Genomic DNA, 24,722 nt, shown 5'->3' with positions numbered 1-24,722 from the left:
GCGCCGACGGTCACGACAGGAGAAAGTCCGCCGCCCCCGACTTCGCTCCCTCGATGAACGCGTTGATCTCGCCGGGCGTGTATATCAGGGCGGGCCCGTCCGGGTCCGAGGACTGGCGGACCGCGACCCGGCCGTCGGCCAGCTTCATGGCCTCGAGGCAGTTGCCCCCGTTGCCACCGCTCCACGGCTTGTGCCAGCCGTCGGTGCCGAGGTCGCGCGCGGGCATGCCGTTGTAGACCGGCTCCCCGTCGACGCCCAGTGCCCGGTCCTTGATCCGGTCCATTCTCACAGCTCCTTGCGGAGATCCCGGAGGATCTCCTTTGTGCGTTGTGCCGTCGCGGCCTGCGCCGCCATGCGGTCCATGACCTCCAGGTGCGTGGACACCTCGGGTCGCGCGTCGAGGTAGACGGCGCCGGTCAGGTACTCGCTGTAGACCATGTCCGGCAGTTCTGACATGGCAAATCGGAACAGGACGAAGGGCCCGTACGTGCCCGGGTGCGGGCCCGTGGCGAACTCGGCGACCTGGAGCGTCACGTTCGACCGCTCCATCACCTCGAGCAGCCGGTCGATCTGACCGCGCATCACGTCCGCGCCGCCGACGGGGCGGCGCAGCGCGGTCTCGTCCATGACCACCCAGAGGCGGGGCGCGTCCTCCCGGGTGAGCAGGGTCTGCCGCTGCATGCGCAGGGCGACGTGCCGTTCGACGAGCTCGGGGTCCTCGGCGAGCGCCCGCCCTATGGCCCCGGATCTGAGCACGCCGCGCGCGTACTCCTCGGTCTGCAGCAGGCCGGGCACGAAGTGCGGTTCGTAGGACCTGATGAGGGCGGCGGCGCCCTCCAGGCTCACGTACATCGAGAACCAGCCGGGCAGGATGTCGTGGAACCGCTGCCACCAGCCCGGCTTGTTCGCGTCCTCCGCGAGCTGCACGAACGCGTCGGCCTCGTCCTCGGCGACGCCGTAGGACTTCAGGAGGAGCTGGAGGTAGGGGATCTTGAGTCCGACCTCCGCGGTCTCCATGCGGCGCACGGTCGCGGCGGTCACTCTCAGTACTTTCGCGGCGTCCTCGCGCTTGAGTCCGGCACTCTCGCGCAGGTCCTGGAGGCGTCGGCCCAGAACGACCTGGCCGACCGTCGGCGCGGACCGCGGTTCGCTCACGCCCCTTACCTCCCAGTAGTCAAATGTTTGAGATGCAGCCGCGGATCAAGGTCCGGCGAGGTCGTTCACCGGCCGTTTCCCGCGGTTCGCCCCCGGAGGGCACCGCGCGACGAGCTGTTGCGAGCAGTGTGCCATGTCCACTCCGCGCGGCACACTGCACTCTGCACTTTTCAGAGTGGCTCTTGCCAAGTGTTCACGACGGGGCGATAGTGGCAGACGTGACTCCGTCCGCGCCTTTAGGAACAGAAGCCGACGAAGCTACGCTGAGTGACCGTTCGGGCACCCCATCGGGGTCCGCGGCACGGCGCAGCAGCTTCGAGCTGGCTCCCCACCCGGGCTCCGCCGCACAGGCCCGGCGCATGACACGTGCCCATCTCACCGGCTGGGGAGCGTGCGAGGACACCTGCGACGCGGCGGCCCTGGTCGTCTCCGAGCTGGTCACGAACGCGATCGTGCACACGGCCAGCAGACGCATCCACTGCGAACTGCACGAACTGTGCGACGACGCCGGCGAGCGCGTGCGGATAGCGGTGCGCGACGAGGGCTGCATACCCGGTGACGCCCGTGCCGCGGGACGGATCGCGCCCGAGGAGGAGCACGGCAGGGGGCTCCTCCTCGTGGCGGCCGTCTCCACCGCGTGGGGCGCCCAGGAGACCGGTCCCGGCCTGCTCGTCTGGGCGGAACTGCCGCGGGACGCACAGGAGTTGGCGATTCCCGGCCCTGTGCCGGACGCCGCCACCGCCCCCGGCTGGACCTGGTGAGCGACGCCCGCCCCGACCAGGCGGGCTGAGAACGACGACGATCGTGCTGAGTGGGGAACGGATGGGCGTGGTGACGACGCGGACGATGCAGCTGGACTCGCTGGTCGGGCTCGCCCGACGACGACGCACCCCGGCCCCCGCGGACCCCGTGCGCCTCAGCGTCCCGGACGGAATGACCGCGCCGCTGGGCTGTGACGCGGTGGCCGTGCCCGAGGCCTTCGCCCGCGCGATGACGCGGCGCCTGCCGCGGATGGGGTGCGTGTACGCGGACGGGGCGCACTGGTGGTGGCTCGTCCCCTCGGAATCCGATGTGGCCCTGGAGTGGCCCGCGCCCGCGCGCTACACGGCCGGAGCCCTGGTGCGGGACGCCGGGCGCGCCCCCGACCTGATCCACTGCCCGGACAGCTCGGTGCCGTACACCCCGCCGATCCCCCTCTACCTGGCGCTGTGCCGGGTGACCGGGACGACCCCGGCCTGGTCCCGCACCATCGGCGCCTCCTGACACCACTCCCCCGCGCCACCCCGCCGGCTCATCGGCGTTCATCCGCCTGTCCCCGGGCGCCGTTTCGGCGTAGAGAGGCACAAAGCCGGGGACAACGGGGACGGGGTGGTCGGATGGCCAGGAAGAAGCCGGACGCCGGGACGGAGCCGGGCACAGGGCCGGAGGCGGACACCGGAGCCGAACCGGGCACCGAAGCCGAACCGGACGAACCGGCGACGTCGGAGTCGGAGGAGCTGCTCTTCGGGGGCCCGCTGCGCTACGACATCGGCTGGTCGGCGCACGAGGACGCCTTCCTCCAGCTGAACTTCCGGGCGATGCTGACGCGGCTGCCCGCCCTGCTCGCGTCCAGTTTCCGGCTGGCGCGGGACGCGGACCGGCGCGCGGCCGGCATCGTGCTGGCGGCCGAATCGGGCCGGGGCGTCGCACAGGCCGTGAGTCTGCTCGCCGTCAACAGCGTGCTGGCCCGCCTCGTCGCGGGCGGTTCGATGGCGGACCGGCTGCGCGGCGCCGCACCCGCACTGATCGCCATGGCCGCCGTACTGACGGTGGCGGCGCTGCTGCGCGCGGCGTCGACCTACGCGACGGGCCGCCTCGAGCCGAAGGTCGAACGCCTCGCCACCGAACGGTACTTGGAGCGCGCGGCGGCCGTGGAGCTGGCGGCGATCGAGGACGACGCGTTCCACAAGCTGCTCGACACCGCGCAGTACGGGGCGTCGTCGGCGCGCCGGATGATCGCCACCTCGACCCGCGTGGTGAACGCGCTGATCTCGCTGATCGCGGCGGCGAGCGTACTGACCGTGCTGCATCCGGCGCTGCTGCCGCTCCTCGTCACCATGACGCTGCCGAGCGCGTGGAGCGCGCTGACGATCGCGCGGCGCCGCTACCGCTCGTTCCACGTGTGGGTGCAGCACGCGCGGGCGGGCCGGCTGATCAGCAGCCTGCTCATCGACACGGCGGCGGCTCCGGAGATCCGGGTGCACGGGGTGGGCCCGTTCCTGCTGCGCCACTTCCGCTCGATGTCGGAGGCGCAGGAGTCGGAGCAGGAGCGGCTCGCCGGGCTTGCGGCGCGCACCGGTCTGGTCGCGGCGGCCTGGACCGGGCTCGCGACGACGGCGACGTACGCGACGCTCGGTCTGCTCCTGCTGACCGGGGCGATGGCCCTGTCGGTGGCGGGTACGGCGGTGATCGCGATCCGCACGGGTTCGCAGAGCCTGGACACCCTCGTCCTGGAGGTCAACTCCCTGCACGAGGACGCCCTGTTCGTCGGCGATCTGGAGCGGCTGTACGTGGAGGCGGCGCGGCGCGCGGTCCCGACGGGCGGGGCGCGGCTCCCGGACGAGCCCGGGGAGATCAGGTTCGAGCACGTCACGTTCGCCTATCCGGGCAGCGCCGCCCGGCCCGCGGTCGACGACGTGACGCTCTCCGTGCCGACGGGCCGCATCGTCGCTCTGGTCGGCGAGAACGGCTCCGGCAAGACGACCCTGGTGAAGCTCCTCGCCGGGCTGTACGCCCCGCAGAGCGGCCGCATCCTGTGGGACGGAGTGGACGCGGCAGGCGCCGACCGGGTGCAGCTCGCCGAGCGGGTCGCGATGGTGGCGCAGGACTTCAAACGCTGGCCGTTCACCGCGCGCGTCAACGTCGGCATCGGCCGCGCGGCCTACGAGCCGACCGAGGAGCGGATCGGCGACGCCGTGTCCCAGGCGGGCGCGGGTGATGTCGTACGGGATCTGCCGCGCGGGATCGACACGCTGCTCGCGCGCGCGTTCAGCGGCGGGCACGAGCTGTCGGGCGGGCAGTGGCAGCGGCTCGGGATCGCGCGGGCCGCGTACCGCCGGGGCAGCATCCTGATCGTGGACGAGCCGACGGCGGCCCTGGACGCGCGGGCCGAGCTCGAGGTCTTCGAGAAGATCCGGGCGCTCGCGGGCACGGGCCAGACGGTCATCCTGATCACGCACCGCCTCGCGTCCGTGCGCCACGCCGACCTCGTGCACGTCCTGGAGCAGGGCCGCCTGGTCGAATCGGGTTCGCCCGAGGATCTGCTGGCCGCGGGCGGTGTCTACGCCGAGCTGTACGGGCTCCAGGCGGACCAGTTCACCCGACGGGCTGCGGAACCGCAGGAACCACCGGAGCCGCAGAAACAACCGGGGCCGCAGGTACCACCGGGGCCGCAGGGGCCCCAGAGGCCGCGTGAGCCGCAGGAACCACCGGAGCCGCCGGGACCGCCTGGACCGCCTCCCGCACGATCACCAGAAACGCATCCGTCGCCAAGTCCATGACGACCTCGGCCGGTTCGCCCTCCAGGCGGCGCAGGCGTGCGAACTCCTCGGCGGGCCAGGAACCGCGGGGTCCGCCGGCCGGGAATCGTTGCAGTACCACTCGTCCGTTGATCATCGTTCTTCCCTGCCCCCGTGATCGTGCCGGTGTGCCGGTGCCGGTACGTTCCGGCGCCATATGAGGGAGAACGCTGACAGGGCGGGTGCGGACTCGCAACGTGACGAGAATGACACCTAGTTGAGACGAGCTCGCGCCGGTCGGGACGATCCGGTGGCCGGTTCAGTCGTCGTACTCGTCGTGATACCGGAGCCGCGCGCTGCCCGCGGGCGCGCCGAGTGACGAGGCCCGGCCCTCCGGCTTCTCCCACTCCTCCTGCCTGCCGAGGGCGGTGAGGTCGAGGAGGTTCGAGGTGAACCCGATGTTGTCGAGGCCGCGGTCGAACGCCGAATAGGTGTGGAAGACGCGTTCCCCGTCCCGTACGAAGCAGCTGAGCGCCGGGCGTTCCTGCGGGCCTTCGTCGCTCTCGACCGTGGCGCCGAAGTCCTCGTTGAATTCGCTGAGATGCGACGAGTACCAGGGCACCGTCCACCCCATCCGGGCCTTGAACGGCAGGATCTTGGTGAACGGCGCGCGGGAGACCGCCGCGAACGCCGTACCCCGGGCACGCAGATGCGCCAGGTGCCCGATCTGGTCGAGGAACCCCGAGCAGCTGCGGCAGCCCGCGTCCCAGTCGGGCGCGAACATGAAGTGGTAGACGACGAGCTGCGACCGCCCCTCGAACAGGTCGAGCAACTCGGCCTTGCCGTCCGGGCCTTCGAAGACGTACAGGGCGTCGATCTCGACCATGGGCAGCTCGCGCCGCCTGGTGTTGAGCGCGTCCCGGGCCCGGGTCGCCGCTTTCTCCAGGACCAGCAGTTCCTCGCGGGCGGCGCGCCATTGTTCGCGCGTGACCGCATTCGGCAGCCCCATGGTTCCTCCTCGGATCGGGTCTCTCGGAGGGGTGACCGGGGGCTGTCGCGGAACTCATCGCTCCCCGCGAAAAATTTCGGGACGAGTTTTTTCGGGCGGGGCCTACATGTCGTACTCCTGGATCCGCTTGCCGTGTCCACGGTCGACGAGTGCGGGCAGCAGTTCGCTCAACTCCCCCGCGACGGACGGTACGTCGATCGTGGTCAGCCGCCTGTCGCGCATCAGGACGCGGCCGTCGACGACGGTGGTGCGGACGTCGCCGGAACGGGCGCTGTGCACGAGTGTCGCGGCGAGGTCGTGCACAGGCTGGGTGTGCGGGCCGCTCAGGTCGACGAGGACGAGGTCGGCGCGGCGGCCGGGGCTGAGGCTGCCGATGCTCGCGCCGAGGCCGACGGCGCGTGCGCTGTCCAGGGTCGCGTGGCGCAGCGCCTGCCGGGCGGTCAGCCAGCGCGGGTCCCGTTCGGCCTGCTTCTGCACCAGGGCGGTGAGGGTCATCGCCTCCCACACGTCGAGGGTGTTGTTGGAGGCGGCGCCGTCGGTGGCGAGCCCGACGTGCACGCCGGCGTCGACGAGGGCTCGGACGGGTGTCGTGTCCCAGCCGAATTTCAGATAGCCGCGGGGTGCGGTCGCCACGCCGGTGCGGCCGGTGGCGGCGCGCAGGGCGGGCAGGTCGCGGTCGAGGATGCCGGTGCCGTGGGCGATGAGGACGTCGACGTCGAGCAGGCCGGTGCGGCGCAGGGTCTCTATGGGGGTGCGGCCGTTGCGGGCGAGGGCGGTGTCGGTCTGGGCGCGGTTCTCGGCGGCGTGCAGGTGCACCAACAGGCCGTGTCGGTCGGCGAGTTCGGCGGTGGCGGCGAGGTCGTCGTCGGTGACGGTGTAGGGGGCGTGGGGTGCGAGGGAGGTGGTGATGCGGCCGCCGGCGCTGTCGCGGCGCCGCAGCGCGAAGTCGAGGGACCGCTCCCGCCCCTCGGGCCCCTGGGAGGAGAAGAAGGCCTCGCCGAGATCGGCCCGCAGCCCGGTCCCGTCGACGACCCGGGCGACGACGTCCATGGCGAAGTAGTGGTCGGCGAAGCAGGTGACGCCGCCGCGGATCATCTCGGCGCAGGCCAGCGTCGCGCCCAGCTCGATCAGGCGCGGGGTCAGGTTCGACTCGATCGGCCAGATCCAGTCGTTGAACCACTCCTGTTCGGGCAGATCCTCGACGAGCCCGCGCAGCGCGACCATGGGGCTGTGGGTATGGCAGTTGATGAGCCCCGGCAGGGCGATGAGACCCCGCCCGTCGATCCGCTCGGCGCTCTCCAGACGCGCCGCGCCGGCACTGTCGGTGACGTCGACGATGACGCCGTCCCGGATGACGAGGGCGACGTCCTCCCTGAACTCGACGCTTTCTGCGGCCAGTTGAGGATCGGCTTCGTCCGGGTCGGCGTGCAGCAGGGCGGTACACCCACTGATGACGAGATCGGCGGGGATGGCGGGACCGGCCGTGGGGGCGTCCATAAGGGCACCGTAGCGCCCGTTCGCTGAGAAGGCCCTGTTGTCCGCTGAGGCGTACGCCATCACAATGCTCATGCCAAACATGGCGTACGCCCCACCCGGTGCACCACCCCCAGCACGGGAGAGGAACCCCCCACATGAAGAAGTCTCTCGTCGGCACGCTCCTCGGCGTCCTGCTCTGTGGAGCGACGGCGGTCCCCGCCGCGGCGCTCGACGGCGCGGACTCGTCGGCCTCGGTCAGAGCCAAGGCCGTGGACTTCGCCGGCACGGTCTCGCTCAGCAACTGTTCCGGCTCCGTCGTCCGCGTCCCGAACTCCCAGCCGACCGACCCCGCCCTCGTCATGTCCAACGGCCACTGCCTGGAGTCCGGGTTCCCCGGCCCCGGCGAGGTCGTCGTCGACCAGCCCTCCACCCGTACCTTCGGCCTGCTCAACTCGGCGGGCAGCAAGGTGGCGACACTGCGGGCGAGCAAGGTCGCGTACGGGACGATGACCGACACCGACGTCTCGCTCTACGAACTGACCAGCACCTACCAGAAGATCGAGAGCTCGTACGGCATCAAGGCCCTGGAACTGTCGGCGGCCCGCCCGGCGCAGGGTACGGCGATCAGCGTCGTCTCCGGCTACTGGAAGCGGATCTACAACTGCTCCGTCGACGGATTCGCGTACCGCCTGAAGGAGGGCGAGTGGACCTGGAAGGACTCGGTCCGCTACACCTCCGCCTGCCAGACCATCGGCGGCACGTCCGGCTCCCCGGTACTCGACCAGGCGACCAAGAAGGTCGTCGCGGTCAACAACACCGGTAACGAGAGCGGCGGGCGGTGCACGGACAACAATCCGTGCGAGGTCGACCAGAACGGCACGGTGACGGTGCGCAAGGGCATCAACTACGCGCAGCAGACCTACGGGATAGTCCCGTGCATCGGAATAGGCAACAAGCTCGACCTCACGGCCCAGGGCTGCACCCTGCCGAAGCCGTAGCCCCGCCAGGGGCGCAGAGACCGACAGCGAACCGCGCCCCACCAGGGGCGCGGGGAACTGCGCGACCAGCCACGACGGCGCAGAGACCGACAGCGAACCGCACCTCACCAGGGGCGCGGGGAACTGCGCAACCAGCCACGACGGCGCCGCAGCCGACAACGAACCCGGGACCCCAGACCCGCCCCCGGCGCTATGCCGCAAGCTCAGCCAACAACCCCCCGATCCGCTCAGCATCCCGCACGGGAACCCGCCCGGTGTCATCAACCTGCACCGCGCAAGCGGTAGCCGCATCGACCAGCCGCTCCAGCACGACAGTGACCCGCCGCGACCCGTCGGAATGCCGCGCCAGCACAGGAAGCTCCGCCGCGGCCAGCTCCACCGCGGCCCGCGCCTCCGCCAGCGTCCGGTACGCCTCCCGCCGCAGGGCCCACCGCCCGGCCCGGTCGTCGTCCTCGCTCAGTACATGCCGCACATACACCTGGGCCGCCTCCCGCGCGGCAGCGATCCGCACCCGCACCCCGCCGCCCCGGTGCCCGCCGGGCCACGGCAGATGCCCGGCGACGAGCACGAGCGCGCAGGCGAGCAGCGTCTCGGTGATGCGGCTCCACGAGGCCCCGGGCTCCCCGCCGACCATCACCAGGGACAGTACGAGCACGGTGATGACGGCGGTCTGCGCGGCGAAGTGCCGCGTGGCGACGGGGATCAGCGCCCCGCACACGGCCACCAGGGCGACAAGCCCGAGCGGCCGGGGCAGCAGCGCGGCGAGCCCGGCGAAGAGCAGCGCTCCGGCGACCGTCCCGGCGGCCCGGCACAGGACGCGCGAGGCCAGCGGCCCGAGATCGGGCTTGACGAGAAAGACGGCGGTGGCGGGCAGCCAGTACCAGTGCACGGGTTGCAGGGCCTGTGCGACGGCGGCGCTCGCCCCGAAGGAGAGCCCGACGCGCACCCCGTACTCGCGCCCGGCGGGACCGGCCATCTTGCGCACGACAGCGGAGGGCGACTTCCGGCGACGGACCGCGCTCTCTCCGCCGCTCCCCCGGTCGAAGGCCTCGGCGGCCCGCAGCAGCGCCTCGTCCAGCGCCCGCAGCCCCGCGCCGGAGCGGGCCGGCGCGGGCAGCGCCCCGACCGGCGCCCCGGACCGCACGGCGGCCGCGAGCCGCCGCGGCCCCTCCGCGGCCCGCCCCGGCACGGACTCTCCGGCCCAGGCGAGCGCGGTGGCCGCCTCGGCGAGCGGCAGCGCGGCACCGAGCTGGGCCCGCAGCCGCCGCGTCCCCGCCGGCCGGCCGCGCAGGGCGTCCTGCGCCTGGTCGAGAGCGGCGGTGAGGCCGGCGCGGCGCGCCCTGGCGTCCGGCCCGCCCGCGGCGTCGAGCAGCGCGGCGACGGCGTCGTACACCGCAGCGACGGCGGCCCGCTCCCCGTCGTAGAGGTAGCCGTGGGGGTGACCGATCCGCTGCCCCCGCACGGGCGAGGGCAGCACCACCCGCAGCACGATCAGCCACGCGGCACCGCCCGCGAACAGCAGGGCCCGCTGCCAGCCCGTCTCCGGCAACGGCATCCCGGCCCCGATGGCCACCGTCACGAGCAACTGGGTCCCGGCGGCGGAGGCGACGGGCCCGACGGCGCTCAGCGCCCCGCCCAGCAGCCCCAGCCCGGCGAAGACCCCGACGATCACGGACCCGCTTCCGGCGAGGAAGCTGCCGAGGACCATCCCGAGGGCCCCCGCGAGGGCGGGCCCGCCGAGCCGTGACAGGGCGGCGCGCCGGGTGCCCGGCCGGTCGTTGACCCCGGCGAGCATGGCGCCGAGGGCGAGCAGCACACCGCTGGAGGGACGGCCGGAAACCACGGCGAACAGCAGCAGCGGTCCGGCGGCGAGCGCCCCGCGCACGACGGCCGGCCACGGCACGGGGGCGCGCTGGGCGCGCAGGGCGTGGCCGAGCCAGGGCGGAAGGGAGTGCGGGCGGATCATGAGAATGCGCAGGCTCCTGTCGTACGAGGACGCGGTGGCGCCGGACGACATCGGCCAGCCTGAACTGGTTCCTCCACAGTAATGGACGGTGCTGAAGGTGCGGGAACGGGCGTATTTCCGCAATGTGACACTTGGCTGTGCCTACGACGCCTGTGACAGACGGTTGGCCGGACGCGCCGGGCGACACTGCCCTGACGATCCACGTCCCCGAGGCGGACCCACTGGTCCGCACCGGTTCGCGTGCCCACGTGACCGTGCTCTATCCGTTCCTGCCGCTGTCTCTCACAGACGCGGGGACGGACGCGGAACTCCGGGCCCTCTTCACGGCGGCGCCGCCTTTCACCTGCACCTTCTCCGAGGTCCGCCGCTGGCCGGGGGTCGTCTACCTGCATCCGTCCCCGGCGGACCCGTTCCGCGCCCTGACGAAGTCGCTGCGGGAGCTCCGGCCGGAGGCGGTCCCGTACCGGGGCATCTTCGGCGACGAGGGCCTGGACCCGCATCTGACGCTGGCGAGCGGCGCGGGCACGGACGCCCTGCCCTCGGCCGCGTTCGAGCGGCACCTTCCCCTGCGCGCGGAGATCCGCTCGGTCCGCCTGATCGTGACGGACGGCCCGGGCACGGGCTGGCGCGACGTAGTGGACTATCCGCTACGGGGCGACTGAACGGGCGGCGCGCACGGCATCTGCCAACAACTCCCGTGCTCCATCGACGAGTTCGCCAAGGTTCAGCGAACCGTCGGCGAGCAGCGCGTCGATCTCCCGCAGCCCGGCCCGCGTCAGCAACCGCTTCTCGTTGGTCACCCACTCCCCGCGCGCGGCGAGCACGGCGTGCCCGGCCTGCAGTGCGGCGACGGCGACGGCGCCCACGACCTCGGTCCGCCCGCCGAGCGGCACGTTCCCCGCACGGGCGTAGTGCAGCGTCATGGCGGCGCGCCCCCACCACGCTTCGGGCGCCGCCTTGCGCAACGCGGCGGGATATTCGCCGACGTGCGGGGTCTCGCCGCGCAGCACACGGTTCACGGCGAGCTCGGCGACGACGAGGTACGACGGGATTCCCGCGAGGTGGAACATCAGCGGCTCCCAGTGGAACCGCCCGGCCGCGGCCTGCGCCACCTCGTGCTCGACGACGTCGAGATCCCGGTAGTGCACATCGACGCGCCGCCCGTCGACATCCAGCCACGCCCCGCCGTTGAACACGCCCCCGCCCCACTCCCCGATCGCGGAGACCTCGCCCTCCCAGCCGACCTCGCGCAGGTGCCGCGGCTCGAAGACGCCCTCGCTCCCCCGGTAGTAGACAGCGGTGTCCCAGTCGCTCGCGTCGCTGTGCGTCCCCTGCGCCCGCGACCCACCGAGGCTGACGGCGCGCACGCCGGGGAGGGCGGCGAGGCGGTCGGCGAGGTGGTCGAGGAAGGCGTCGTCGGTGGGTTCGGGCATGTGGCCACGGTAACGAGGCGCCCGCCACCCGCACCTGGCATTTTTCCCCGAAGCTCCGAGCCGGGACTATGTCGCTGGCAGATGTGGCGAGAGGGGGTACGTCCTACTACGCGTTGGTCTACCGTTACTGGCACTCACATGCTGATCAGGGTGGAAGGACGACCCACGTGAACGCGGCCGCGCTGAGCCCTGAGGACCCGACCGAGCTCGGGGGCTTCGAGCTGCTCGGCCGGATCGGGCACGGTGGCATGGGGCAGGTGTACCTGGGCGAGTCGCCGGGCGGCGAGCCCGCGGCCGTCAAGGTCATCAAGCCGTCCGTGGTCGACTCGGAGACGCGGCTGCGTTTCGCGCAGGAGATCGAGATCTTGAAGACGGTCTGGGGCCCGCGGATCGCCGCGTTCCTGGACGCCGACGCCGACGCCGAGCAGCCCTGGCTCGCGACGGAGTACGTCGACGGCCCCGACCTGCGGGGCCACATCCACACGCACGGCCCGCTGCCCCTGGTTCTGGCCGCGTCCCTGTGCGCCACGCTGGCCGAGGCCCTGCACGGGGTGCACAAGCAGGGTCTGCTGCACCGCGATCTGAAGCCGGCGAACATTCTCCTGGGCCAGAACGGACCCAAGATCATCGATTTCGGCCTGGCGGTCTTCACCGAGTCCAGCGCCTCGCTCACCGCTCCCAACACCGTGCTCGGCACACCCGCGTGCATGGCACCCGAGCAGGCGATGGGCGAGAAACCACTCAGCCCCGCGGTGGACGTGTACGCCCTCGGGGCGGCCCTGCTGTATGCGGCGGGCGGGCACTACCCGTTCCAGGCGGACAACATCCACGCACTCTTCAACTTGATCATCCGGGCGGACAGCACGCCGGACCTGGATGGTCTGCCGGCCGAGCTGATCCCGCTGCTGACGGCGATGCTCGCCCACAAGGCAGCGGACCGTCCGGCGCTTCCCGAGGTCGTCCAGCAGTGCCGGGCCGTGATCGAGGGCCAAGGCATGAAGATCGCCCAGGCGCGTCGTCGCCTCACCACGCACATCACGGAGACCAAGCTCCAGGACACGCCGGCCGAGCCCGCCCCCACGGACTTCGCCGGTCTCCCGACGGTCACCGCACCGCAGCCGACGGCCCCCACCGTTCCGCTCGCCGCCGAGGACGCGCCACCTCAGCTCGGCCACACCCCGACGGTCAAGGTCACCGCTGACACGCCCCCCGCACCGGTCCGTCGCAAGGAGCCCTTGGCGCGCACTGCGCCCGGCCGCGCGAAACCGGTCCTGCGTTCGGCGCAGGCCAGGCAGGTCGCCCAACAGTTGCGTGAGGCGTACGCCCAGCACGCGAAGTTCTGAAACCGGCGCCCATTCTCTCCCCTCCCCCCACGTACACAGCGTTTCCCAGTTCACGCAGGACAGGTCCAGCACCGCAGGAGGCACCGCACGTGACCGTCGACCAGGCCACCGGTCTCGCACCGGAGGCGGCGAAGTACCCGCCGGGCTCGCAGATCGAGGTCCGTGACGAGGAGTGGCTCGTACGGAACGTGTCGCGCACCGAACATGACGGAGAACGCATCGAGGCGGTCGGCGTCTCGGAGTTCGTCCGCGACCAGGAGGCGGTCTTCTTCACCGAGCTCGACGACGTCGAGCTGATGGACCCGCGCAGGACGAAGCTGACGTGCGACGACTCGCCGACCTTCCGCCGCAGCCGCTTGTTCCTCGAAGCGATCCTCCGTAAGACCCCGCTGCCCCAGTCGGAGCGCGGCCTGGCGCTCGCGGACAGTTTTCTGCTCGACCCGCTCGCGTACCAGCACCGTCCGGCTCAACTCGCGCTCTCCGGCGAGAACTTGCGGCCGCGTCTGCTCATCGCGGACGTGGTCGGTCTCGGCAAGACGCTCGAGATCGGCCTGACGCTGGCGGAGCTGATCCGTCGCGGGCGCGGCGAGCGCATTCTCGTCGTGACACCGCAGCACGTCCTCGAACAGTTCCAGCACGAGCTGTGGACGCGTTTCGCGATCCCGCTGATCCGTCTCGACTCGGCGGGCATCGAGAAGGTGCAGCGTGAGATCCCGGCGGGCCGCAACCCCTTCACGTACTTCAAGCGCGTCATCGTCTCCGTCGACACGCTCAAGAACACGGACCAGTACAAGCATCACCTGGAGCGCATCGCCTGGGACGCCGTCGTGATCGACGAGTCCCACAACCTCATCAACCGCGGCTCCCTGCGCAATCAGCTCGCTCAGCTTCTCGCGCCTCGCACGGACGCGTTGATCCTCGCCTCGGCGACCCCGCACAACGGCGACGCCCGTTCCTTCGCCGAGCTGATCTCCCTTCTCGACCCGGCGGCGATCCGCGACCCTGAGCGCTATGACGCGGACGACATCAAGCATCTCTTCATCCGCCGTACGAAGGTCAGCCCCGAGGTCCGCGAGCAGATGAAGGGCCAGTGGGCGGACCGGGGCCCGAGCGAGTCGGTGCACTGTGCGGCGACGGACGCCGAGGAGCAGGTCTTCGATGAGCTGGCCCGGGTGTGGCTGCCGACCGGCGGCGGCACGTCGGTCAGCGACGTCCCGCTCTTCCCGTACACGCTCCTCAAGTCGTTCCTGTCCTCGCACATCGCGCTACGGGCGACGGTCGCGGCCCGCGTGAAGACGCTGGAGAAGAAGGAGGACGCCGCGTCGACGGCCGCCGAACTCCAGGCACTGCACCGTTTGGACGAGCTGACGGCGGACATGGCGGAGCAGGACTCGGCCAAGTTCCGGTCCTTGGTCGCGCAGTTGAAGGCCATGGGGGTGGGCCCGCGCAGCGAGACGCGTGTCGTGGTCTTCTCCGAGCGGGTGCAGACGCTGGAGTGGCTGCGCAGAACGGTCCCGGCGGCGCTCGGCTTCAAGGGCAGGGCCCTGACGGAGGCGGCGCGCGTGATGCACGGCGGCCTCTCCGACGAGCAGCAGATGCAGTGCGTGGAGGACTTCGGCCTCGCCGACGCCCCCGTACGCATCCTGTTCACGGGCGATGTCGCCTCCGAGGGCGTCAACCTCCACCGCCAGTGCCATCAGCTCGTCCACTACGACGTGCCGTGGTCGCTGATCCGTATCGAGCAGCGCAACGGCCGCATCGACCGCTATGGCCAGGCGCACCAGCCCGAGTTCCGCGCGCTGATCCTCACCAGCGAAACGGAGGGCGCGAAGGACGACCGTACGGTCGCCGAGCGTCTTCTGGAGCGCGAGGACGAGGCGCACCGCAGCCTCGGTACGGCGGAGGCGGTGTCGGGCCTGTACCGGGCGGAGGCCGAGGAGAAGTCCCTCATCCAGGACCTGCTGCGCGGCCGCACGGTCGACGAGTCCCTCGACGCGACGGCAGCGGCGGCGGCCGACGACGAGGACGGCGGCGACTTCCTCGCGGACTTCTTCGGCGCGGTCGGCGACGACCCGGCGGAGCTCCTCGACGGTGACGCGCCGCCCGCCCCCGCCGACGTACCGCGCCTGTTCACGGGCACGCGCGAGTTCATCGACGAGGCGGTGCGCGAGGTCTACCCGGACCCGCAGACCCAACTGGACCTGGACCAGGACCCGGACACCGGCCTGATCTCGTTCAAGCCGCCGAAGGATCTGCTGCACCGCATGAAGGCGCTGCCTCCGGATTACCGGCGTGAACAGCGCCTGCACGAGCGCCTGTTGGTGACGCTGAACCGCAAGCTGGCGGATCTCTCGCTGGTCCGGGCGCGGGAGTCGTCGACGTCGTCCTGGCCGGAGATCTCCCTCCTCACCGACCTGCACCCGGTGGTGGAGTGGCTGACGGACAAGGTCCTCGTCCGCCTGGGACGCCAGGAGGCCCCGGTGATCACGGCGGACGTGCCGGCTCCCACGTATCTGATCCAGGGCATCTTCTCGAACGCGTTGGGCCGCCCGACGGTGGTGAAGTGGATGGCGGTCCGGGCTGGCGAGGCCGGCCCGGAGGTGAGGGACGACATGGTCGGCATACTGCGCGAGGCAGGCGTGGGACCGACGATGGCGAACCCGCTGCACAGCCACGACCTGGACCTACTGGCATCCGGGATCCCCGGCGCCCTGGAGGCGGCGGAGGACTTCCTGCGCCGCCACAGCGCGGAGTGGGACAAGGCGCTGCACGGCCCCATCGAGAAGTACAAGGCACGCCTCGGCAACTGGGAGCAGCCGACACTCGCCGGCGAGCACACCAAGGCCGCGCTCGCGGACCTCGCCGACTCGCTCCTCACCACCGGCCGCCCGATGCTCCGGGTCCTCGCCGTCCTCGATTCCGCCACCGCGTAACCCTTGAGACCTGAGGTTCTGAGACAGCCATGACGTATGACTCCCTCGTCAACCAGGGCGACTATTTCTCCGCGCACTATCTGGCGGAGGTGCTCCCCAAGGACCTGAAGTCGGGTCTGCTCGCGGCGTGGAAGGAGCGGGAGGAGGCGGCGAAGGGCGCGGACGAGGACGCGCCCGAGGACCCGGACGCGCTGCCGGTCACGCCGCGCGCGGGGCTGCGGGCGCTGCGCCGCGAGTATTTCAGGGCGCGCTCGTTCTTCGCGGACGCGGCGCTCGGCGGGGACGACGCGACGACGTACGACGCCCCGGAGTGGCGGGAGCGAGTGACGGCGCTCAACGCGTCGGTGCTGCGCGCCTTCGGCTACGACGCGAAGCCGCAGCCGGTGACGGTGCAGCGCGCGGACCGTACGTACGAGGTCGACGTGGCGCACGCGGAGCCGGGTCTCGTGGCCCTGGACTGCGGCTGGGCCGCGGAGCCGGACGCGGCGCTGGATCCGGAGGGTGCGGGACGGCTGCTGCAAGAGCTGGTCCTCGACGGCTCGTCGTCGGTGACGACGGGCTCGAAGCTGGCGTCGTTCCTGTTCGCGGGCGAGGAGCCGCCTCGGTACGTACTGCTGCTGATCGGCGGGGTTCTCGTCCTAGCGGACCGGGCGGTGTGGGGCGAGGGCCGCTACCTGGCGGTGTCGCTGGACGCGGCCCTGGAACGCAACGACGTCCGGGCGGGTGGCGAGCTCGACACGGTGGCGGCGTTGTTCGGTGCGGACTCGCTGCGCACGCCGGAGGAGGGCGGCGAGAACCCTCTCGCCACGCTGGTCGACAAGTCGACGAAGCATGCGGTGGGTGTCTCGTCGGAGCTGCGGGACGGTCTGCGCCTCTCGGTGGAGCTGATCGCGAACGAGGTTCTGGAGCGGCTGAGGGGGGCGGGCCTGGCGCCGGACGACGTGGCCGAACTCCCGGACTTGTCAGCTCAGTTGACGAGGGAATCCCTGCGCTACCTGTACCGGGTCCTGTTCCTGTTGTACGCGGAGGCGCGGCCGGAGCTGGGCATCGTGCCGTCGGACTATCCCGAGTACCACCAGGGGTACGGGCTCGGGCGCCTCGGTGAGCTGGTGGCGGAGCGCGATCTGGTGGGCGAGAAGGCCAGGGAGGGCTTCTACCTCTACGAGTCGCTGGACCTGCTGTTCCGCAAGGTGCAGCAGGGCTACCGGCCGCGTCGCACGCACGGTACGGCCGGCGCCGAGGAGAGCGCGAAGCGGTCCGAGGATGTCGGCCTGCGTTTCGAGGCGCTGCACTCCCAGCTATTCGAACCGGAGTCGATCCGGCTCATCGGAAAGGCGTCGGTGGCGGACCCGCGCTTCGACGAGGAGGAGTTCGGCGGGGCGAAGTATGTGGATACGCGGCTTCGCAACGCCACCCTGTACCGCGTGCTGCGCCTGCTCATGCTCACGCGCGGCAAGAAGGGCGAGCGCGGCGGCTTCATCTCGTACGCGCAGCTCGGCATCAACCAACTCGGCGCGGTGTACGAGGGATTGATGTCGTACTCGGGTTTCGTGGCGAGTGAGGAGTTGTACGAGGTCGCGAAGGGCGGCGACCCGAAGGACGGCTCCTGGCTGGTCCCCGCGTCGAAGGCGGACGAGTATCCGGACTCCGTCTTCGTGCGCAGGAAAGACGAGGAGACGGCCGAGGAGGTACGGGTCCGGTATCGGCCGGGGTCGTTCGTCTACCGCCTGTCGGGGCGCGACCGGCAGACGTCGGCGTCGTACTACACGCCGGAGTCGCTGACCAAGGTGACGGTGCAGCTGGCGTTGCAGCACCGGCTGGACCAGGACGGCTCAGTGACGAAGGCGCGCGAGCTTCTGGACTGGAAGATCTGCGAGCCTGCGCTTGGTTCCGGTGCGTTCTTGAACGAGGCCATCAATCAGGTGGCGGCGGAGTATCTGCGGCGGCGCCAGGATGAGCTGGGTTCGCCGATCGATACGGAGCGGTACGCGGTCGAGCTGCAGAAGGCGAAGGCGTACGTCGCGCTGCACAACTCCTATGGCGTGGACCTTAATTCGACCGCCGTGGAGTTGGCGGAGGTGTCGTTGTGGCTGAACACGATGCATCCCGGGATGGAGGCGCCGTGGTTCGGGCTGCATTTGAGGCGGGGTAACTCGCTCATTGGTGGGCGGCGGGAGGTGTACGCGGCTGAGCGGCTGGTTAAGGGGGGCTGGCTGGGTTCGACCCCGGAGCGTGTGCCGCTGGCGGAGGGCGCGCTGCCGGAGGGCGCCGTTCATCATTTCCTGCTTCCCGCGAAGGAGTGGGGCGCGGTCGCCGCCGAGAAGGAGGCCAAGGCGCTGGCCCCGGAGGCGGCGAAGGCGCTGGGTGCTTGGCGTAAGGCGGTCACGAAGTCGCCGTCGAAGCGGCAGACGGAGCGGTTGCAGGGGCTGGCTCGGCGGGCCGAGTACTTGTGGGGGCTCGTCACGCGGCGCCTGGAGATCTCGGAGCAGGAGATTTCGCGGAAGATTGATGTGTGGGGGGCGGAGGAAGGGTGGGTTCGGGCCCCGGAGAACGCCGTGCCGAGGGAGAAGGTGCTGGCGGACCTTGAGGCGCCGGATACTCCGTATTGGCGCTTGAAGACTGTGATGAACGCTTGGTGTGCGCTGTGGTTCTGGCCTGTGCAGAGTGCTGGGCTGCTGGATGGGTCGGATGAGCGGTATGGGCGGGCGGCCTTGGCTGATGTGCCGGTCGGCGGCGTTGAGTTGGGTGCCGCGTCTGAGGTTGTCCGTACGTATGAGGAGGTCGACCTCCTTGGCAATGTGACCGTGCGCGAGGTGCGGCGCGGCGATATCGACAAGCGTCGCAAGGGGGCCCGGAAGGGCGAGGGGGCTTTCGCCGAGCAGCGCCGGAATGTGATCCCGCTGGCGGATCTGGGCGACTGGCTCGACTTCGCGGAGGCGTTGCTCGGTACGCATGATGTGCCGGCGGAGTCGTTGGTTTCGTCGTTCGATTCGCTGGATGCGCTTGAGCGGTACGAGGAGGAGCTGCCCGACTGGATGGGCATGGACCGGTGGCACTGGCTGGAGGAGCGGTTCCCATGGGTTGCCGTTGCCGTCGATGTGGCCGTACAGCAGGGGTTCTTCCATTGGGAGTTGGAGTTCGCCCAGGTGTTTGCGGGGCGAGGTGGGTTTGATTTGCAGGTGGGGAATCCTCCTTGGGTGCGGCCTCGGTGGCAGGAGGATTTGGTTCTGGCTGAGCTGGAGCCGTGGTTTGTGCTGGCTGAGAAGCCGGGGGCGGCGGAGTGGCGGTTGCGGAAGGAGGAAGTGCTGGCGGCCGCGCCGAACAACCGGGATTACGTACTCGGCGAGTTGCGCGTTCATGCAGCGTCCGTTGCGGCGCTGGGCAGTTCGGCTACGTATCCGCTACTCGTGGGGACGCAAGGGGATCTGTACCGGGCTTTCATGGCACGGGTGTGGCAGCACTTGGCACGGCAGGGCAGCGCGGGACTGATCCATCCGGATACACACTTCGGGGGCGTTCGGGAAGGCGTGGTTCGGGCTGCGGCATATCGGCACCTGCGGGTTCACGCGCACTTTGTGAACTCGTCCCGCTGGGCGTTCGAAGACTTGAACTGGTCGCAGGAATTCGGGATGCACATTTACGGAACGTCGCAAGAGCCCGAGTTCCTGCACCTCAGCGAGCTACGAGACGCGGAAGTCCTGCCAGCCTCTCTGATACATGACGGGGCGGGGCAATTCCCTGGCATTAAACACAACGGGTCATGGGACATCCGCCCGCACTGCGAACGTGTCGTGCACGTGGACATGGAGTTGCTGTCCAGCTGGCAAGCGCTCACCGGGTCGGAGGGGCCGACGATTCAGGCTCCGCTGCTGTACCCAGTGTTGCGCAGTGAGCAAGGGGCTATCGAGGCGCTGGCCGCTCATGGGAGCGTACTGGCGGATTACCAGCCGCTGATTACACGTGGATACGACGAGGCCAACGCGAAGAAAGTTGGACTAATCCGCTGGGGCAATAAGGCCGTGCCATCCCTCTCGGATGTCATCATTCAGGGCCCACACTTCGCGGCAGCACTTCCCTTTTCCAAGGAACCTCGCATCCCCTGCCGGAGCAACAGGGACTGGGATCAGCGCACGCCGACGCGGCTGCCCGAGGAATACGTGCCAGTGACCAACCTGGTACGAGCCTCGGACGACGCCACCTATGTCGAGGCGCAGGACAACTGGCGCAACAGACCGTCCACCGCATACTTCCGCTTGATGTGGCGGGAGATGATCCCATTCGACAGCAGCCGCTGCCTGCATGCCGCATTGATCCCGCCGGGCCCTGCTCACATTCACGCCGTGCGCACCATGGCACTGGCAACCGACCGACTCACCACCCTAAACGCGGGTTTCTGGACGGCACTGGTACTGGACTATCTGCTCCGTATTACCGGCCGCGGCCACCTCGACGTGACTGATGCGCGCAAGATGCCCGCACCGGACGAGGACCACCCTCTGGCTCCAGCCCTCCTCCTCCGAACCCTCCGCCTCAACGCCCTGACCAACCACTACACCTCCCTCTGGGAAGAACTCTTCGACCCCCGCTGGGCAGGCTACGAGGGCTGGGCCAACCCTGACTGGCCCGCCCTGAAGCCCCTCGCATCCGAGCTGCGGGCGACCTGGACATACGGCACCCCACTTCGTACAGAACACGAACGCCGGGCTGCAATGGTCGAGTTGGACTCACTCGTTGCCGTCTGGCTCGGCATCACAGCCGACCAACTAGCGGCGATCTTCAAGTCTCGCTATCCCATCCTGGCCGACTACGAAGCCAAGACCTACTTCGACGCCAACGGCCGCAAGATCGCCGCCAACCCCAACTACTTCGGCCACGGCCAAACCAAGCAGGACTACCTAGACCTTCTCGACCACCTAGAAAACCCCGAAACAACCCCGCCCCCCGCCGGCTACACGGCCCCCTTCTACAAGGCCGACCGCGAAGCCGAGATGCGGGCCGCGCATGCCACGTTCCAGGCCCGCCTGGACGAGGAGATCCGACTCGGCCGCTGGACGCCGCCCGAGCCCCGGCAGAGCTGACAACGCAACGGTGCCCTGCGATCCACTCCAAGTGGGCCGCAGGGCACTGGACTTATCCCGCCAGCCGCCAGCCGTCAGCCGCGCGCCGCGAACCCCACGAACGCCATCCAAGCCGAGGGCGCCACGTCCACCATGGCTCGGGCCCGGTCCTTGGTGTCCCGCACGTGGACCACCCTGGCACCTGCGGCAACCTCGATGCACTGCCCACCTTCGCCGCTGCTGTAGCTGCTCTTGAACCACGCCAGCTCAGTCACGCCCGGCACCGACTTCTCGACGTTCATGTCTCTCCCAGCAACCGCTCCACGAAGGCCAGCGACTCACTCGGCGTGAGCGCTTGAGCCCTGAGGATTCCATACTGCTCCTCGAACTCACGGACCGAACTCCGCTCCGTGAAAAGGCGGCTCTCCTTGTGTGCCTCCACGTACGCGATCCTGCGCCCCTCCTTCGTCTCGATCAAGGTGAACGGCCCGGACAGGCCCGCGTGTTCGGCGCGCAAGAGTGGCATCACCTGGATCTCCACGTTGCGACGCTGTGCGTGCAGCAGCAACTGCTCAAGCTGCCCCCGCATGACAAGCCCTCCACCGATGGGGCGGCGGAACACGGCCTCCTCGATCACAAAGCTGATGGTCGGCATAGGCGTACGGGCGAAGATCTCCTGCCGCCTCAATCGGGCAGCAACCCGCCGGGCAACGGTGTCCTCGTCCAGCAAGGGCCGCCGCATGCGGAACACAGCCTCTGCATACTCCTCGGTCTGCAACAACCCGTTGACCACATGGTTGTCGTAGACATGCAGCGCAACCGCCTTGGACTCCAACTTCGCCGCCCCCTGAAAGAACCCCGGATACTGCGCCCGCTCCACCTCCTCCACCCGTTCCCGCAGCACCCCATGCGCCCCAAGCACCTCATCGGCCCGCTCGATGAACCGGCCCGGAGGAATCCGTCGCCCCTGTTCGAAGGACGCGATGGTCGCCGCCGAGTACCCGGTCCGCTCACCGAACTCGGCACGAGTCAGCTGCTGCCATTCCCGGAAGCGTTTCAGTTGCCGCCCGAACGACACCAGCACCCCGCTGGCATCCTCACCGCCACCAACCTCGTCGGCGTCTCCCACGTCCACATCCACACCGGCCCCTTTCATGGTCGTCGCCCTCCCCGGAACAACTCCCCTCCCCCACAACCCCGTCACGCCGCAAGCCACGTACAACACACCCCCCAACGCGTACAAAACCAGCCCGTCAGCCCGCACAACGCTACGCACACCCACCCCAACCGCCCTCACCAATCACCCAACTCCCCAATACGGGCATATTCGATAACGCCCGCCACCCGAAAGGGAGTTCGCCCAAACTACCCGCAGTTCACCGACAACCCGGCCCCGACCTCGTACAACCGCACCCCGTATCCGCGTAGCCCCTGGCCCCCGCCCCACGCACCCCACCACGCTCATCCCATGCACCACACCCACACCCACACCCAGACCCACACCACAGGCGGCCCCCAACCCACGGCCCCTACGCACCACTTCGCCATGCGCTTCACCTCGACCCCGCGCGGCGCCCGCCTCGCCCGCCGCCTCGTCTCCCACCGCCTGGACGCGTGGGGCCACCCCTACGCCAGCCCCCTGAACGAAACCCTGACCCTCATCACGGCCGAACTCACCGCGAACGCCGTCCACCACGGACACGTCCCAGGCCGCGACTTCCACCTCAGCCTCACCCGGACCGCCCCGGGCACCTACCGCGTAGAGGTCACCGACACCCGAGGCGAACGCCTCCCCCAAACGACCGCCCTGAGCGAAGCCGACCCGGACGACGAGACCGGCCGCGGCCTCCTCCTCGTAGCCGCACTCGCGGACGACTGGGGCTGCGAGCCCCGACCGGACGGCCCCGGCAAAACCGTCTGGGCAACAGCAGGTTCGCCCCCACACCGGCCACCGACCGCGTGACCCTGCCCCGAACCCACCCCGCCGGCACCCCCGACGACACTCCGCCCTCCGTGCGTCAGACCCCCGCACGACGTCGAACGACAGCCCCGCCACTCCACTTGAAACGATCTTTGCGCACCCTTTGCTCCCCTTACATTCGTGAACGTCACCTCGCGCATAGGGTCGAACGGCAGGCGACAAGACTGGGGAACGGTCGACCGGTCCGAAGGCGGACGGTCGATCACGGGGGAAGGCGGACCGGCATGGGCGGCGGTACCGGTGGCGACGGCGAGATACTCGACATCAAGATCGCCGATCTGAAGGCGACGGCTCCGCATTTCCATACGCACAGCACCGATCTCGCCAAAGCGCTGACCAAGCTCAAGCTCGGACTGTCGGCCGCCGGCTCGCCCTGGGGCGACGACGAACAGGGCCAGGCCTTCCACAAGGCGTACGGCCCGAACGTGAAGAAGATCGAGCACGCCACCGACATCCTCGCCCAGGGCCTGGCCAGCATCGAAGAGGCCATGACGGACATGGCGGACGGGCACATCGACAACGAGGAACTCGTCCGCTCGATGTTCAGCAAGATCAAGGCCGCACCGCACGACGGAAACGGCACCCAGCAGTGAGCGGTGCAGCCGACAAGGCCAAGGAGATCATCCAGGACTTCACCGGCATGTGGTGGCCGGACGCCGACGAGGACGGCCTGCGGGACGCGGCCAAGGCGTGGCGGGACTTCGCCGACGACGTCGAAAAGGTCACCGCCGCCGCGAACAAGTCGGCCCGCGGCATCATCGAGCACAACAAGGGCGTGGCGATCGCCGCCTTTGACGATCCCTACTGGCGTCGTTACTACTACGACGGCCATGGGTGGCTGCAAGACATCATCGACGGTGCCCGTGACATGGCCAAGGCGCTCGACAAGTACGCCGACATCGTCCACAAGGCCGTCAAGCAACTGGAACACGAACTGGAGATCGTCGGCGCGACGATCATCGCCGGTACCGCCCTGGCCGTCTTCACCCTCGGCATCTCCGAAGCCGCCGCCGCGGCCGCGACGGCCACCGTCGTCGAGCTTGCCGCGACCCTCGGCGTCACCGTCTCCACCGAGATCGCCACCATCGCCGGCACCACCCTCGCCACCGCCGCCCTCGCGGGCATCGAGTCGGTCACCGTCGACCTGGCCCTCACCCAGCCGATGTCCATCGCGCTCGGCGAGAGCAAGGGACTCAGCCTCGACGAAGTACGCCAGGCCGCGCTCTACGGAGCCATGACCGGCGGTGCTCTCGGAGGCGCGGGCGCCACCGTCCGAGCGGTACGGAACGCCGGCGGCTGGACGGAGCTTCTTGGCGGTGTCCGCGTTCCCGGACTGGAACCACAGGTCGCTCTGCCCGGAGGGCTGAGGGCCGGCGTCGACGATCTCGGCGACATGGGCGCGCTCCTGCGCGACGGCGACCGCAACGCCTGGCCGCGCAGCAAGCGCAAGGGATCACAGAAGCCGAAGTACACGACGGACCTCGCGGGGGACGAAGGCAAGAACGGCGCGCACACCGGTGCCCGACACGTCGAGGTCACCACCCGGGACCTCCGGGCCCGTCTGCGCGGGGACCCGGAACTGGATGCCGCCTCCCGGTACATCGATCACGCCTCGGCCCAGAAACACACCCAGGAAGTGGTGCTCAGGCGGCAGAAGCAGATCGAGGACTGGCTGAACAACGGCAAGCCCGCGGGAAAGAAGGACTTCTCGGTCGACCTGGGAGAACCCACCGGAATGAGCCTGTCCCGGCACCACTTCAGAAACGGCCTTCCCGCAGAATGGGTGACAGGAGCGAAAGTCGTCCTCAAGAAGGACCCCACCGCCCCTCTGGGCTACCGCGTCCTGACGTCCTATCCCGAAGCCACCTCCTAAA

At 70.0% G+C, this 24,722-nt stretch carries 19 protein-coding genes; 11 read left to right on the top strand and 8 right to left on the bottom strand.

The window, feature by feature from the left end; genetic code table 11:
* Positions 1-10 precede the first annotated feature (10 nt).
* Both ABD366_RS01005 and ABD366_RS01000 read right to left on the bottom strand, forming a co-directional pair.
* Positions 11-283 (bottom strand): DUF397 domain-containing protein, encoded by a 273-nt coding sequence (locus tag ABD366_RS01005; RefSeq protein WP_324768987.1) that lies wholly within the window; start codon positions 281-283, stop codon positions 11-13.
* Between the two features lie 2 nt (positions 284-285).
* The gene (locus ABD366_RS01000; protein WP_324768985.1) at positions 286-1,155 is read right to left on the bottom strand and encodes a helix-turn-helix domain-containing protein; all 870 of its coding nucleotides are present in this window, start codon (positions 1,153-1,155) and stop codon (positions 286-288) included.
* A 359-nt stretch (positions 1,156-1,514) separates the two neighbouring features.
* Here ABD366_RS01000 and ABD366_RS00995 point away from each other — a divergent pair, with 359 nt between their 5' ends.
* The 3 genes from ABD366_RS00995 (at position 1,515) to ABD366_RS00985 (ending at position 4,694) form a co-directional block, all read left to right on the top strand.
* Positions 1,515-1,916, top strand: coding sequence for an ATP-binding protein (locus ABD366_RS00995; RefSeq protein ID WP_411293702.1), 402 nt, complete (start codon positions 1,515-1,517; stop codon positions 1,914-1,916).
* Between the two features lie 61 nt (positions 1,917-1,977).
* Positions 1,978-2,418, top strand: a complete 441-nt coding sequence (locus tag ABD366_RS00990; protein ID WP_324768992.1) for a hypothetical protein — start codon at positions 1,978-1,980, stop codon at positions 2,416-2,418.
* A gap of 113 nt (positions 2,419-2,531) precedes the next feature.
* Positions 2,532-4,694, top strand: a complete 2,163-nt coding sequence (locus ABD366_RS00985) for an ABC transporter ATP-binding protein (protein ID WP_324768984.1) — start codon at positions 2,532-2,534, stop codon at positions 4,692-4,694.
* A 277-nt stretch (positions 4,695-4,971) separates the two neighbouring features.
* On the opposite strand, the gene ABD366_RS00980 is transcribed toward ABD366_RS00985, so the two are convergent.
* Both ABD366_RS00980 and ABD366_RS00975 read right to left on the bottom strand, forming a co-directional pair.
* Complete coding sequence (locus ABD366_RS00980; protein WP_324768983.1) at positions 4,972-5,661, bottom strand: DUF899 domain-containing protein; 690 nt, start codon at positions 5,659-5,661, stop codon at positions 4,972-4,974.
* Positions 5,662-5,763: 102 nt separating this feature from the next.
* Positions 5,764-7,158 (bottom strand): amidohydrolase, encoded by a 1,395-nt coding sequence (locus ABD366_RS00975; protein ID WP_324768981.1) that lies wholly within the window; start codon positions 7,156-7,158, stop codon positions 5,764-5,766.
* A gap of 134 nt (positions 7,159-7,292) precedes the next feature.
* Here ABD366_RS00975 and ABD366_RS00970 point away from each other — a divergent pair, with 134 nt between their 5' ends.
* The gene (locus tag ABD366_RS00970; protein WP_324768980.1) at positions 7,293-8,135 is read left to right on the top strand and encodes a serine protease; all 843 of its coding nucleotides are present in this window, start codon (positions 7,293-7,295) and stop codon (positions 8,133-8,135) included.
* 190 nt (positions 8,136-8,325) lie between these two features.
* On the opposite strand, the gene ABD366_RS00965 is transcribed toward ABD366_RS00970, so the two are convergent.
* Positions 8,326-10,101, bottom strand: coding sequence for an FUSC family protein (locus tag ABD366_RS00965; RefSeq protein ID WP_344440863.1), 1,776 nt, complete (start codon positions 10,099-10,101; stop codon positions 8,326-8,328).
* Between the two features lie 137 nt (positions 10,102-10,238).
* Here ABD366_RS00965 and ABD366_RS00960 point away from each other — a divergent pair, with 137 nt between their 5' ends.
* The gene (locus tag ABD366_RS00960) at positions 10,239-10,763 is read left to right on the top strand and encodes a 2'-5' RNA ligase family protein (protein WP_324775900.1); all 525 of its coding nucleotides are present in this window, start codon (positions 10,239-10,241) and stop codon (positions 10,761-10,763) included.
* On the opposite strand, the gene ABD366_RS00955 is transcribed toward ABD366_RS00960, so the two are convergent.
* Positions 10,749-11,534 (bottom strand): nucleotidyltransferase domain-containing protein, encoded by a 786-nt coding sequence (locus ABD366_RS00955; RefSeq protein ID WP_324775898.1) that lies wholly within the window; start codon positions 11,532-11,534, stop codon positions 10,749-10,751. The genes ABD366_RS00960 and ABD366_RS00955 overlap by 15 nt on opposite strands.
* A 167-nt stretch (positions 11,535-11,701) precedes the next feature.
* Here ABD366_RS00955 and ABD366_RS00950 point away from each other — a divergent pair, with 167 nt between their 5' ends.
* The 3 genes from ABD366_RS00950 (at position 11,702) to ABD366_RS00940 (ending at position 20,888) form a co-directional block, all read left to right on the top strand.
* Positions 11,702-12,877, top strand: a complete 1,176-nt coding sequence (locus tag ABD366_RS00950; RefSeq protein ID WP_324775896.1) for a serine/threonine protein kinase — start codon at positions 11,702-11,704, stop codon at positions 12,875-12,877.
* Between the two features lie 89 nt (positions 12,878-12,966).
* A complete protein-coding gene (locus ABD366_RS00945; RefSeq protein WP_324775894.1) occupies positions 12,967-15,810 on the top strand; it encodes a DEAD/DEAH box helicase in 2,844 nt (947 codons plus the stop codon).
* A 29-nt stretch (positions 15,811-15,839) separates the two neighbouring features.
* The gene (locus ABD366_RS00940) at positions 15,840-20,888 is read left to right on the top strand and encodes a class I SAM-dependent DNA methyltransferase (RefSeq protein WP_324775892.1); all 5,049 of its coding nucleotides are present in this window, start codon (positions 15,840-15,842) and stop codon (positions 20,886-20,888) included.
* Between the two features lie 74 nt (positions 20,889-20,962).
* On the opposite strand, the gene ABD366_RS00935 is transcribed toward ABD366_RS00940, so the two are convergent.
* Both ABD366_RS00935 and ABD366_RS00930 read right to left on the bottom strand, forming a co-directional pair.
* Positions 20,963-21,169: a DUF397 domain-containing protein gene (locus ABD366_RS00935; protein ID WP_324775890.1), complete on the bottom strand. Its 207-nt coding sequence runs from the start codon at positions 21,167-21,169 to the stop codon at positions 20,963-20,965.
* Positions 21,166-22,023, bottom strand: a complete 858-nt coding sequence (locus ABD366_RS00930) for a helix-turn-helix domain-containing protein (protein ID WP_411293878.1) — start codon at positions 22,021-22,023, stop codon at positions 21,166-21,168. Before ABD366_RS00930 ends, ABD366_RS00935 begins: the two co-directional genes overlap by 4 nt.
* A 312-nt stretch (positions 22,024-22,335) precedes the next feature.
* Between ABD366_RS00930 and ABD366_RS00925 the strand changes: the two genes are divergently transcribed.
* The 3 genes from ABD366_RS00925 to ABD366_RS00915 all read left to right on the top strand — a co-directional run bounded on the left by ABD366_RS00925 (position 22,336) and on the right by ABD366_RS00915 (position 24,721).
* Positions 22,336-22,830 (top strand): ATP-binding protein, encoded by a 495-nt coding sequence (locus ABD366_RS00925; protein WP_411293877.1) that lies wholly within the window; start codon positions 22,336-22,338, stop codon positions 22,828-22,830.
* A 242-nt stretch (positions 22,831-23,072) separates the two neighbouring features.
* Complete coding sequence (locus ABD366_RS00920) at positions 23,073-23,441, top strand: hypothetical protein (RefSeq protein WP_324775885.1); 369 nt, start codon at positions 23,073-23,075, stop codon at positions 23,439-23,441.
* Positions 23,438-24,721 carry an RNase A-like domain-containing protein gene (locus ABD366_RS00915; RefSeq protein ID WP_324775883.1) on the top strand — a complete coding sequence of 428 codons (1,284 nt, stop codon included), beginning with the start codon at positions 23,438-23,440 and terminating at the stop codon, positions 24,719-24,721. Before ABD366_RS00920 ends, ABD366_RS00915 begins: the two co-directional genes overlap by 4 nt.
* Position 24,722: the final 1 nt, after the last annotated feature.

This window comes from Streptomyces kunmingensis (assembly GCF_039533535.1).
GTDB lineage: Bacteria > Actinomycetota > Actinomycetes > Streptomycetales > Streptomycetaceae > Streptomyces > Streptomyces kunmingensis.
This window is presented reverse-complemented; position numbering and strand designations above follow the sequence as displayed.